The organism is Solicola gregarius (assembly GCF_025790165.1).
Lineage (GTDB): Bacteria > Actinomycetota > Actinomycetes > Propionibacteriales > Nocardioidaceae > Solicola > Solicola gregarius.
Genome location: NZ_CP094970.1, coordinates 4,904,202 through 4,915,757 on the forward strand (window position 1 = coordinate 4,904,202; position 11,556 = coordinate 4,915,757).

An 11,556-nucleotide genomic window follows, 5' to 3' on the forward strand; every position below is an offset into this window, starting at 1 on the left:
GGCCGGCTCGCTCGGAGTATCGGTGGGGGCGGTCATCGGGCAGCACCGTCCGCCGTGAGTGCGGCTTTTCCGGCCTGGCCCGCGACCACCTGCTCCACGGCCTCGCGGATCTGCACGTAGCCCGTGCAGCGGCAGATGTTGCCACCGATGGCGTCGTCGATCTCCTCACGCGACGGTTGGTCGTTCCGGTCGACGAGCGCCTGGACCGCGAGCACCATGCCGGGCGTGCAGAAGCCGCATTGCAACGCGTGCGTACGACAGAACGCATCCTGCACTTCGGTGAGCTCACCGTCCGGCCCGGACATACCCTCGATGGTGGTGACGGCCTGCCCGTCGGCCTGAGCCGCGAGCATGATGCAGGAGCGAACGGGCTGGCCATTCAACAACACGGTGCACGCACCGCATACCCCGTGCTCACACCCGAGATGGGTGCCCGTCAGCCCGAGGTCGTCTCGGAGGAAGTCGGCGAGGCTCGTACGAGCGGGCACACGAGCGGGGCGCTGCTCACCGTTCACCTCGACGGCGATTTCACACTGGCGAGCCATATCAGACCTCTTCTGCGGAGTTCGGTGGTTCTGATCGTGCTTCGCGGCGATCTCTGCTGAAGCTGGACACGAAGTGCGCGAAGGCCGTGGGGTTATCGACGTTCGACAGGTGCCCGGAGTCCGGTACGACCTGGAGTTCCGCCTGAGAGATCCCGTCGACGAGCCTCTCGGAGAGGGGCCGCGGTGTCTTGTTGTCCCTGTCGCCCCACAGCACGAGTGTCGGTGCTTGGACGCGAGCGAGTTCGTCATCGATGTCTACGCCGAAGCAGGCCCGGACCGCGGCGATGTAGCTTGCCGCGTCCATCTCGGCGATCGCGCGACGAACCGACTCGGCTCCGGCAGGAACCGGCGACTCGAAAGTGTCGGCGATGTACTCGTCGGCAACCACGTGCATCGGCGCCGAGGTCGCACGCTCGACGAGCGTACGGATCTTTGCCTCGGAGATGTCGCGCGGAAGAGAAGCGAAACTGTCCGCGACGACGATTCCGGACACGAGCGCCGGGTGCATCGCGGCAAAGGCAATCGCCTGGATGCCGCCCAAGGAGACACCGACAAGCAGAACCGGGTAGCCATCGATCTTTTGGAGGAGCCCATGAAGGTCATTGACCCAGTGCTCCACCGATGCGTCTGGGGACGCGTCGGACAGGCCGTGTCCACGGCAATCAGGAACGACAACACGGTGCGCCTTCACGAAGGCATCAATACAGTCGTGCCACATTCGTCCGTCGGTGCCGAGGCTGTGCAGGAGCACCATCGTCGGCTGAGCGGGCTCTCCGTACTCTCGATAGGCGAGCGCGTACTCGGTCGAACGGCCGGCTTCTTCCACCGTCACGAGGCAGACCTACCGGCGGTGGTGAGCGCGCCGCTCGGCCCGACGTCGCCGCTCCCTGCTGGCTCCATCGCGGCCAGGATCCTGGTACGCAGGGCCTCCCGATCGGCATCCGACGCATCAGCGGGGATACCGACGTCGTCCGAGAGGTGACCGGGAGCGCGAAGGACCAGCACCCGGTTGCCCAGGGAAAGTGCCTCGCCGATGTTGTGCGTGATCACGACACCGGTCTTCCCACCGCTGCGTACAAGCTCGACGAACTCGGCTCGTAGGTTCTTCGCCGTGATCTCGTCGAGCGCCGAGAACGACTCGTCACACAGGATCAGCTCGGGATCGACGGCGAACGCCCGCGCCAGCGATACGCGTTGACGCTGTCCTCCCGACAACTGGTGGGGGTACGAGTCCTCGCGTCCGGAAAGCCCGAGCCTGGCAAGCCAGTCGCGCGCCCGCGGCTCCCATTCCGACTTCTCGACTCCGGCGAACTTCATCCCGACGCAGACGTTCTGTAGCGCCGTACGCCACGGGAGCAACCGTGCATCCTGGAACACCACGGCGACCTTGCGTCGGAACCAGTCGAACTCGGCGTACGGGTCGTGGCCCTGGACGCGAACCGTGCCTTGCGTGGGGGCGAACAGACCGAGCGTCAGGTTGAACATCGTCGACTTGCCACAGCCGGTGACGCCGACCACGGAGACGATCTCGTTGCGGGCGATGGTGAAGTCGAGGTCGCTGATCGCTTGATGACCGGGAAAGGACTTCTGGACGTGGTCGAACTGGATGATGCTGTGTTCGGCGACTGGGTTGGCACTCATCTGACTCACTTCACCTTCGCGGTCTCGGTGGCGGGCGCGATCTCGCTGACATTCGTCTGGCGAGTCGCCGCTGGCATCGGCACGGCGCGGTAGCGCAGGACGTACGCCTCAATCCCGTCGATCACCGCCTGCAGGATCAACATGCAGATCGCCAAGAGCAAGGTCCACGAGACGACGGCCGCCATGTCGAACAGCTGCTGGGCGGTGAGCAGCTGCGAGCCGACACCGACCGTGGCCCCGACGAGTTCGGCGATCAGGACCATGCGAATACCGAGGCCCAGGTTGACCTTCCACGCGGTGAACAGGCCGGGCGTGATCGAGGGGAAGGTGACCTCACGAAAGAGGGCCCAGCGTGACGGGCGGAACGACCTCGCCATGTCGCGAAGCTCGGCGGGGATCGCGCGGTAGGAGTCGTACGTCTGGAGGACGAACCCGGGGAGCGTCACGAGCAGCATGACGAAGAAGACCCGGGTTTCGACGTCGATGAACCAGATCACCGCGATGATCACCCACGACAGCGACGGAACGCCCTGGATGAACCGGACGACGGGCAGCAGGTATCCGGCCGCGAGCCGGTTGGCGCCGGTGAGCAGCCCGATAGCGGTGCCGACGACGAAGGAGCAGGCGAGACCGAAGCCCACTCGCGCAAGCGTCGTGAAGAGGTTCGTCAAGCCGTCTTCGCTGGTGACGGTCTCCCACATATGCGAGGTGACCTCGGAGATCTGCGGGACGTTGTAGCCGCCGACGACTGTGGCGGCGATCTTCCACACGATGAGGAAGACACCGATCAGGACGACGATCTTGAGGTCGGCGAAACGCTTCCAGACAGGCTCTTTAGCAGCCTTCGGGGCAGGGCTCGCCAAAGCTTCGAGTGCGGACATATCTGTTCCTCAGGGGTGGTCGTTGCAAGGTTCGAGACCGAGGTCTCAACCAGTGGGCTGTGCGACGCGCGCGTCGGCGGTGACGACGTCGGCCGGGCCGCCCAGTGCTCGGGAGATCTCGACGGCTGCTTCCAGGGTCAGCTCGCGCAGGTGGTCGAACCGATCGGTGGAGAAGCGGTGGTCGGGCATACAGAGCCCGACCGAGGCGACCACACTTCCGGTGTGGTCGCGTACAGGAGCTGCGATTCCGCTGACCTCGTCGCGGTAACTGCACCGGTTGACGCCATAGCCGTCGACGCGGATCTGCGCGAGTAGCTCGGCCAGCTCGTCGGGATCGACGATGGAGCGATCCGTGAAGCGTGGGAGCGGCTCGCCCAGGACTCGGGCGACCTCGGAGTGATCGCTGTACGCGAGCAGCACCCGGCCCGTCGCCACACACGTAGCCGGGCAGCGGCGTCCGACGTACGACTTGGCGATGACCTGTTGTGGGCTCTCCAACCGATCGATGTACACCACGTCGCCGCTCTCGTAGACGCCGAGGTGCACCGTCTCCATCGACGCCGCGTTCAGCTTGGCCAGATGCGGGCTTGCGACGGAGCGTACGTCGAGGTTCTGCGCCCACATGCTTCCCAACTCGAAGCAGCGAACGCCGGCGGAATAGCGACTCGCGCTGTCGCGCGTGACATACCCACGTTCCATGAGCGTCCGAAGGAGACGGTTGATCGTCGCCTTCGGAGTGTCGTCGACCTCGCACAGCTCCTTGAAGCTCAGCGATGAGCCGGACCGTGCCAACGCCTCGAGGATGTTGAGGGTTCGGTCGGTGACATTAACTTTGGATCGCTGTTCCATTTCGAGAACATAAATGGATCCTTGTTTCATTGTCAACGGAGGCAGACGAAATGTGAGACGGCGTCAGAGGAGCGCACCGACCCGGGCGCCGCGCGCCGCGCTCGACATTGGGCTCGTAAAGCCGCTCCGCCCGAAGGCCGTGTCGTGACGGACGAGCGCCGCCCCAGCTCTATGCCTGTCCGAACCTGGATCCGCGCTTCGTCCATCGCTGCACGTCCGGAACGCCCGATGCCGATGAGCTCCATGACATGACGGCACGGCCTCGCCGGCCATACATCTCGAATGGCCATGCCGGCCTCGAGAACGTCCTTGTCAGCAAGGGCACGCTCAAGGTCGGGCCGACAGACTGTGCGGTCGTGCTCGAAGCGGGTGACTTCGTATCGTTCGCGGCCGACGGTCCCCACGTGTATTCATGCGAAAGCGCGGGACCGGTACGAGCGATGCTCGCAATGCGTCACCCTGCGGGCTCGATCGCGGGCCCTGCTAACGACTCGGTCATTCTCGCCCTCACGGATCAGCAGTCCCCCGACCTCACGGAATGAACCTGCGCGGATGGCTGGTCAGTTGGAAGGTCAACGGCGAGCGGCGAGGACCTGCTCGCGGAGGATGTCGGCGTGGCCGCAGTGTTGGGCGAGCTCGCGGAGCATGTGCGTGTAGATCGCCCACAGGGAACGAGGGCCGCGCCCGGTCACCTCGTCTTCGAGGGCGAAATCCGCGGCCAGGCGCCGCGACTCGGCGCAGGCGTCGGCGTACGCGGCTCGGATGCTCTCGATCGTGTCGATCTTGCGCAGGATGAACGAGCGGTCGGGGGTCGGCGGCGCGCCGATGTCCTTCAGGCTTCGGCCAGTGAGCGCCTGGTTGAACCAGACGTGCTCGACGTACGTGACGTGCTTGACGAGTCCGAGCAGCGTCGTACGAGACGGTACGAGCGAGCGGCGTGCCTCCTCCTCGGTGAGGCCGTCGAGGCTGTCGTGCAGCATCGCGCGATGCTCGTCGAGCAGCTCATCGAGTCGTGCTCGCAGGTCGGCTGTCCAGGGCGCTGTGCTGGGAACGCTCACCACGTGAGTATCAAGGATCGACCGCGTCCCTGGCGAAGGCGGGTACGTTGAAGGTCATGAAATCAACCGCGCCCAAGCCGGCGATCGTGCTGGCATCGGAGCAGTACGCGCAGCAGCTGGTCGACGAGTTCGGCCGGTACGAGCGGGACTACGACCTGCGGCCAGCCAAGTCGAGTGCGCAGGTGCTGGAGATCACCGAGCAGCTGCAGTCCGACGGCATCCAGATCGCTTTGTACGCGACCGATTCCGTACTGCCCGACGAGCACATCTTGGGGGCTTTCGCGAAATGGAGAGCGGCTACGCCGACCGCCCGCCGTATCATCATCGCGCCCAGCGAACGCTTCACGCGCGACGCGCCCGGCCTCCGGCACGGCATGGCCAAGGGCAAGTACGACGCGTACCTGCTGATGCCGCGCGGGCCGCGCGACGAGGAGTTCCACAACGCCATCACCGACCTGCTGTCCGACTGGGGATCGACGGTTCCCGATCCCGAGGCGATCACGGCCAAGATCATCGGTGCGCCGCAGTCCCAGCTCACCAGCGAGATCCGTGACTTCTTCGACCGGATGGGAATGCCGACCCGGCTCTACGCCCCCGACAGTGAGGCCGGCCGTCGGGTACGCGAGAGGTTCCCGCCCGATGTCGACTTCCCGCTGGTGTGGTCGATGGTGCGCGATCCGATCGCTCCTCGTACGGTCAGCGACGTCGCCCGGTCGATCTACGGCGCGCCCGACGAGGTGGACGTCGGCGACGCCGTCGACCTTGCGGTGGTTGGCGCCGGCCCGGCCGGACTCGCCGCCGCGGTGTATGGCGCGTCCGAAGGGCTGTCGACGGTGGTCCTGGAGACCGGAGCCATCGGCGGCCAGGCCGGTACGAGCTCCATGATCCGCAACTACCTCGGCTTCCCGCGTGGCATCTCCGGGATGCGGCTCGCCCAGCGTGCTCGCAACCAGGCGATCCGGTTCGGCGCACAGTTCCTCACCGGGTGGCCGGCACTGCAGTTGCGGCCCGGGTCGCCGCATGTGGTGAGCACGGACGGCGGCGAGATCCGCGCACGCTCCGTTGTCATCGCGAACGGCGTCACGTACCGCAAGCTCGGGGTCGAACCGCTCGAGGCGTTGGTGGGCGCAGGCGTCAACTACGGCGCTGCGCTGACGGCCGCTCGCGACCTGGAGGGCCAAGACGTCGTGGTCGTCGGCGGCGGAAACTCCGCCGGACAGGCGGCGATCCACCTGGCCCGCTTCGCTCGTTCGGTCCGGCTCGTCGTACGTCGGCAAGGCCTCGAAGAGACCATGTCGTCGTACCTGATCGGCGAGATCGCCTACACCCCGCGGATCACTGTGCAGACCAGCACCCAGGTCATCGACGGTGGCGGCGACCCCGGCCTGGAGTGGCTTTGCCTCGAAGACACCCGCACGAAGGAACGCGCCACCGTACGCGCGCAGGGACTGTTCCTGCTGCTCGGCGCGACTCCCGAGTGCGACTGGATGCCGGACGCGCTGGCCCTCGACGACCGCGGATTCGTCCTCACCGGCCGCGACGTGCCGCAGCACGCCTGGACGGACGGCCTGCCACCTGTCGACCTGGCCACGACCGTGCCCGGAGTGTTCGCCGTCGGCGACATCCGCTCCGGCTCGATGAAACGCGTCGCCGCCGCGAGCGGTGAGGGATCGTCGGTCGTCCCGCAGGTGCACCGATGGCTGGCCAGCGCGGCCGACGTCACGACGCCTTGACGCGTATCGAGCGGATTCAGAATGCAAACAGTCGATCGGGGCACCTGCAAAAGGTCGAACAAGATCTATGCAATCACTAGATCCTTGCGTATGCAAACACTAGACTTCTCGCATGCCCAGATATGTCCCCCGAATCACCGACGGCGAGCTCGCCGCACATATGGAGGTCATGGGCGCGGTGCTGATCGAGGGTCCCAAGGCGTGCGGTAAGACAGCCACGGCGTCACAGTATGCGCACTCGATCATCCGCTTCGATGACGATCAAGCCGCACGGTCGCTCGTCGCACTCGATCCGGCCGCGCTCTTCGCCGGCGATCCCCCGATCCTTTTCGACGAGTGGCAACTGGAGCCGACGATCTGGAACCGAGCTCGTCGCCAGGTCGACGACCGTGGCGAGCCTGGCCTGTTCATCCTCACTGGGTCAGCAACGCCACGTGACAACGCCGACACGCATTCGGGTGCAGGCAGGTTTGCGGTTGTCCGAATGCGGCCCATGAGCTTGGTCGAGTCCGGTCACTCAACCGGCGACGTGTCGCTTACTGCCCTTCTCAATGGTGAGCGGCAGACCGGCGATGGGACGGCGCTCGAGTTCCGTGAGCTTCTCCGACGCATCGTGGTTGGTGGTTGGCCGCAGCTCATCGGCAAGGACGAAGCCTTCGCGCGCACCTGGCTTCGTTCCTACCTCAAACAGGTAGTCGAGGTCGATATCCCCGGGATGGGTCACCGTCGCAGTCCAGGAAATCTCAAACGGCTACTCGCGGCACTAGCACGCGGTGTCGGCCAGGCGGTCAAGCTCAGCGAGCTCGCAAAGGACGTCGGCGGCGAAGCCGGCGCGGTCGCCAACGAGACGCTGTACGGCTATATGACGGCACTTGACCGGCTCATGCTGACCGACAACTCCGAGGCATGGCGCCCCCACATGCGCTCCCGTGCACGGCTGCGTACTGCACCTGTGCGCTACTTCGTTGACCCATCGATCGGCGTGGCAGCGCTCGACGTGGGCACCGCTGACCTCCTCGCCGACCCTCGGGCGGCCGGCTTTCACTTCGAGGCCCTCGCGGTTCGCGATCTCAGGATCTACGCGCAGGTGTTGGGCGGTGTCGTCGATTCATGGCGTGATTCCAACGGTAACGAGATCGATGCGATCGTCCGCTTGCGCGGCGGCCAGTGGGGAGCCTTCGAGATCAAGCTCAACCCGCGCGATGTCGATGTTGCGGCGGCGTCACTGTTGCGATTCGCTTCGATCATCGATGGCAGCAAGCATGGCGAGCCCGCTGTACTGGGCGTCATCACCGGCACGGGGTACGCGGGCCGCCGCGAAGACGGCGTCCACGTGATCCCGATCTCAACGCTCGGTCCCTGAAACTGCCGATCGATGATGGTCGAGACTGTGGGGCATGGAGTTCTTCTGCTACCACCGTGATCGTCCCGGCTCGGCGTCCCTGCGCGAGGAGCTGGTCGAGGAGCATTGGGCGTACATGGACCGGTACGCCGCGCAGCTGATCGCCCGCGGACCCACCTTCATCGACGAGACCCCCACCGGCAGCGTGCACATCGTCGACGTGCCCGATCCCGCCGCGGCCAGGGCATTCGCGTTCGACGAGCCCGGCTACCAGGCCGGCACGTACCGGGACGTGTTGGTGCGTCGATGGCACAACACGCTCGGCCGCACGATGTGGGACTTCCACGGCGGCCGCGAGGGCGGCAATCGCTACCTGGTGCTCGGCCTCGGCGCACCGCAGCCCGACGCGCCCGACGTACCGCAGGACACCGACGAACTGATCGCGGCCGGTCCGCTGCTGTCCGACGACGGCGACACCTGGCTGGGTACGGCCGTGCTGGTACGTGCACCGGACGCGGACGCCGCACGGTCGACGCTGTCGGCCGATCGGTACGCAGACGTCGAGGTGCACAACTGGCAGTTCGGCGGCAGGCCGACAGACTAGCTTCAGGCGAGTCGAAACCGACCCAGCTCGGACCAGCGTCCCCCGCGGGTGGTCTGCGCGATCAGGGTCACCGACCGAGCAGCTGCGCGGATCGGCAGCGACTCGGCCACCGCACGCTCGGCGGCTCGCATCCGCTCCGGTTCGACATCATGCGCGATCGTCAAGTGGGGTACGACGTCGTCGAACGCCCCGTCGTACGGCGGGTGGTCCGGATACGCGGAATGAACGTGCTCCGTGAGCACCCGGAACGGCGTCGAGTCCTCAGATCCCAACCACAGCACGTCGTTGCCGAACCAATCGGTGCGCGTCAGAGTGAAGTCGAAGGAGCTGAACCTCGCGAAGAGCTCCCCGAGATCATCGAGAGTCGCCGAGTCGATCCGGGCCGGGTCCACGAACGGGACCAACACGGTGAGATGCGCGGGCACGCCGAGCGCCGCGGAGTCGTCGAGCGCGGCACGGTGCGAGCCGACCGCCGCCTCCGCCTCGGGCACCTCGACGATCAGCGCGCTCTGACCCCCGCTCACGGTGCGAAGTCCCACACGGCGACGCCCGATGAGCCGAGGTACGGGACGTCGTTCACCGTTGTGGCGAACCGGCGGTCGCCGATCGGAGCAGTTTCGGTGTCGAACGCCGTCTCGTCCATCGCGTACGCGTCGGACCACTGCGCATCCGCGGACGACAGGTAGTACGCCGAGTCGTAGCGGTAGAGCGCCGAGTGCGCCGTCGCGAGTACGTCACCGTCGTCGCCGAGCAGCAGCGACCGATACGACAGCTGCCCACACGACGTCCGGGTCGCACCCGGCTGCAGCTTGCCGGTGTCGCGATCGAACTCCCGCAACGAGATTCGGCTCCCGCCATCGCACGACTCGTCCTGCACCTGGACGACTCGACCGTCCGAGAGCACCGTGACGTCGGGGAATCCCTTGGTCTTGCGGCGCGGAGTCCACGTACCGTCGTCGCGGCGGATGCGGTACGCGCCGACGTCGTACGCGACCAGCGTTCCGCCGTTGTAGTACCAGTCGGTCGAGTAGTCCATCGAGCCGTTCAGCGGCGTGCGCTTCTTCTTCGACCACTTGCCGTCGTAGATCGCGTAGTGGTTGCCGTCGTCGAACGCGAGAACGGTGCCGTCGTCCCCCAGGCGTACGCCCACCCGCACGTTCAGCGCGACCGGCGGCGCCGGGAAGCTCCGGATCTTCCCCGTCGCGGGATCGTACAGCCCGAACCGTTTCGTACTGCGGCGCACGAGCAGCTTCCCGTCGAGATCGCCGTACGCCTTGCTGAACGTCGCGGCCACCGGCTTCGACCAGCCCTTGCCCGGGTTCCAGCTCGCCATGTATGACCGGTGCTTCCCGAACTCCTTACCGCAGCTGTACCTGGCGACCGCCGACGAGCCGGTCGGCTCCAGGGCCGTGAACCAACACGATTTGTACGTACCCGTCGGATCCTTCACGCGATGCAGGGCGGTGTTCGTGCCGTCGGTCTTGCGCTTGGTCAGGTAGAGGTGCTTACGGCCCGGATAGCCGGGCATCTGCACCGTGACGCCGGCGTGCAGCGTACTGCCCTGGGTCTGCGCGGCCCGCACATCGACCACGTCGCCCTTGGACACTCCCGTGATCGGCGTCGGTGCCGGCAGCAGCGTCCGGTCGTCGGTTACGGGATCCGCGACGGAGCAACTCGGTCCCGCGATCGCCTCGGGGGCCTCCTCGATGTCCGCCAGGCCGACGACGCAGCCACCGTCGTCGATGCCTACAGAGGCGTTCTTGGCCAGGTCGTGCGACATGGTGATCGGCTCCGACCAGTCGCCGTCCTCGCGTACGACGAGCGCTGCCTCGTCGACGCGCTTTCCCCTTGGCGACGTAGCCGAGCGCGATATCGCCGGCATGGTTGACATCTGCGCGAAGCCACGGGTAAACATCACCGCCCAGCGACCTCAAGGTATCGACGTCGGCAATCGGCCCTGCCTTGCCGGCAGCCCCGATGTTCCTGGAGCGGATCCACCAGCGACGCTTGCCGTCTGCGTTCTTTCCGCTCTCGGACCAGTTCGCGGTGAAGCGGCGCTTCCCGGAAGCGACCACGACCGACTCGTCGAAGGAGCGGCGGCCCCGCGGTCGGATGACGGTGGTCGACCACTTCTTCTTGCCCGCCTTGCGGGTCAGGACCCGCGTCGACGACACGACCGCCACGTCGCCGCTACGAGTCGCGACCAGCCTGGCCTGCTTCGCCTGATAGTGGTCCTTCGCCCTCCTGACCAGGTGCGGCTTCGACCATCGCGCGCCACCCTTCGAGCGGGTGATGACGATTCGCTTCTTCACCGCGCCCAGCGCGTACACCACACCCTTGTTCGCTCCCGCCATCGCGATCGGCTTGACGGGCGCCTTCGGCAGCCGCACACGCTTGCCGTTGCGCATCGCGACGGAGCGACCGAAGCCGAGGCGGCCGTCAGCTGCGCTCCAGATCGGCCCGGCATCGGGAACCTTGTGCTTCGACCAACCGTCGCCCGGACTCCACAGGTCCGCACGGTTCCACGAGTCGAACTTGTCCCAGCAGTTCGAGACGACGAGCACTCTTCGACCGTCCGAAACCGATGACCGGTTGGTGCATCGCCCCACCCGGGCCTTCGCGCTTCCACTTCCGGGCGTTCGGCGTACGTACGAAGATCGTCGTACGCGATTGGTCGCTACCGGCGGCGACGACGTGCCGTTGTCCAGCACATGCACCCGGTGATGCCGGTCTCCACGTTCGAGCCGATCGGCACCCACCCGTCCGGCAGATCGGCTGATCCGGCCGAGTCGTCGGCGTGTGCCGGGCTGAGGTCGTCACTGAACGGCTCCGGCGGCGATGGCAGTGAACAGCGCATCTTGCGTGTCAGTCTCATGGCTCCCCGATCATTGCCCCGATCCGGA

General features: G+C 66.4%; 14 protein-coding genes. 5 read left to right on the plus strand and 9 right to left on the minus strand.

The genetic code is table 11. The annotated features are described in order from the left end of the window. Nucleotides 1-32 precede the first annotated feature (32 nt). The 5 genes from L0C25_RS23875 to L0C25_RS23895 are packed head-to-tail and all read right to left on the minus strand — an operon-like array spanning nucleotide 33 to nucleotide 3,916. Nucleotides 33-545: a (2Fe-2S)-binding protein gene (locus L0C25_RS23875; protein ID WP_271634331.1), complete on the minus strand. Its 513-nt coding sequence runs from the start codon at nucleotides 543-545 to the stop codon at nucleotides 33-35. Between the two features lies 1 nt (nucleotide 546). Next, nucleotides 547-1,377: an alpha/beta fold hydrolase gene (locus L0C25_RS23880; RefSeq protein WP_271634332.1), complete on the minus strand. Its 831-nt coding sequence runs from the start codon at nucleotides 1,375-1,377 to the stop codon at nucleotides 547-549. After that, on the minus strand, nucleotides 1,374-2,186 hold the full coding sequence (locus tag L0C25_RS23885; RefSeq protein ID WP_271634333.1) for an ABC transporter ATP-binding protein: 813 nt from the start codon (nucleotides 2,184-2,186) through the stop codon (nucleotides 1,374-1,376). Before L0C25_RS23885 ends, L0C25_RS23880 begins: the two co-directional genes overlap by 4 nt. A gap of 5 nt (nucleotides 2,187-2,191) precedes the next feature. Further along, on the minus strand, nucleotides 2,192-3,067 hold the full coding sequence (locus L0C25_RS23890; RefSeq protein ID WP_271634334.1) for an ABC transporter permease: 876 nt from the start codon (nucleotides 3,065-3,067) through the stop codon (nucleotides 2,192-2,194). Between the two features lie 45 nt (nucleotides 3,068-3,112). Then, the gene (locus L0C25_RS23895) at nucleotides 3,113-3,916 is read right to left on the minus strand and encodes an IclR family transcriptional regulator (protein WP_271634335.1); all 804 of its coding nucleotides are present in this window, start codon (nucleotides 3,914-3,916) and stop codon (nucleotides 3,113-3,115) included. 248 nt (nucleotides 3,917-4,164) lie between these two features. Here L0C25_RS23895 and L0C25_RS24280 point away from each other — a divergent pair, with 248 nt between their 5' ends. Continuing rightward, nucleotides 4,165-4,458 (plus strand): cupin domain-containing protein, encoded by a 294-nt coding sequence (locus L0C25_RS24280; protein WP_408641658.1) that lies wholly within the window; start codon nucleotides 4,165-4,167, stop codon nucleotides 4,456-4,458. Nucleotides 4,459-4,488: 30 nt separating this feature from the next. On the opposite strand, the gene L0C25_RS23900 is transcribed toward L0C25_RS24280, so the two are convergent. Continuing rightward, nucleotides 4,489-4,974 carry a DinB family protein gene (locus tag L0C25_RS23900; protein WP_271634336.1) on the minus strand — a complete coding sequence of 162 codons (486 nt, stop codon included), beginning with the start codon at nucleotides 4,972-4,974 and terminating at the stop codon, nucleotides 4,489-4,491. A gap of 56 nt (nucleotides 4,975-5,030) precedes the next feature. On the opposite strand from L0C25_RS23900, the gene L0C25_RS23905 reads away from it, so the two are divergent. The 3 genes from L0C25_RS23905 to L0C25_RS23915 all read left to right on the plus strand — a co-directional run bounded on the left by L0C25_RS23905 (nucleotide 5,031) and on the right by L0C25_RS23915 (nucleotide 8,653). Further along, nucleotides 5,031-6,707 (plus strand): FAD-dependent oxidoreductase, encoded by a 1,677-nt coding sequence (locus L0C25_RS23905; RefSeq protein WP_271634337.1) that lies wholly within the window; start codon nucleotides 5,031-5,033, stop codon nucleotides 6,705-6,707. 112 nt (nucleotides 6,708-6,819) lie between these two features. Continuing rightward, nucleotides 6,820-8,070, plus strand: coding sequence for an ATP-binding protein (locus L0C25_RS23910; protein WP_271634338.1), 1,251 nt, complete (start codon nucleotides 6,820-6,822; stop codon nucleotides 8,068-8,070). Between the two features lie 34 nt (nucleotides 8,071-8,104). Further along, complete coding sequence (locus L0C25_RS23915; protein ID WP_271634339.1) at nucleotides 8,105-8,653, plus strand: YciI family protein; 549 nt, start codon at nucleotides 8,105-8,107, stop codon at nucleotides 8,651-8,653. Nucleotides 8,654-8,655: 2 nt separating this feature from the next. On the opposite strand, the gene L0C25_RS23920 is transcribed toward L0C25_RS23915, so the two are convergent. Continuing rightward, on the minus strand, nucleotides 8,656-9,177 hold the full coding sequence (locus L0C25_RS23920) for a 2'-5' RNA ligase family protein (protein ID WP_271634340.1): 522 nt from the start codon (nucleotides 9,175-9,177) through the stop codon (nucleotides 8,656-8,658). Beyond that, nucleotides 9,174-10,535 carry a hypothetical protein gene (locus L0C25_RS23925; RefSeq protein ID WP_271634341.1) on the minus strand — a complete coding sequence of 454 codons (1,362 nt, stop codon included), beginning with the start codon at nucleotides 10,533-10,535 and terminating at the stop codon, nucleotides 9,174-9,176. Before L0C25_RS23925 ends, L0C25_RS23920 begins: the two co-directional genes overlap by 4 nt. 95 nt (nucleotides 10,536-10,630) lie before the next feature. Between L0C25_RS23925 and L0C25_RS23930 the strand changes: the two genes are divergently transcribed. Continuing rightward, nucleotides 10,631-10,879: a hypothetical protein gene (locus L0C25_RS23930; protein ID WP_271634342.1), complete on the plus strand. Its 249-nt coding sequence runs from the start codon at nucleotides 10,631-10,633 to the stop codon at nucleotides 10,877-10,879. Between the two features lie 451 nt (nucleotides 10,880-11,330). Here L0C25_RS23930 and L0C25_RS23935 read toward each other — a convergent pair whose 3' ends face one another. Further along, a complete protein-coding gene (locus L0C25_RS23935) occupies nucleotides 11,331-11,528 on the minus strand; it encodes a hypothetical protein (RefSeq protein WP_271634343.1) in 198 nt (65 codons plus the stop codon). Nucleotides 11,529-11,556: the final 28 nt, after the last annotated feature.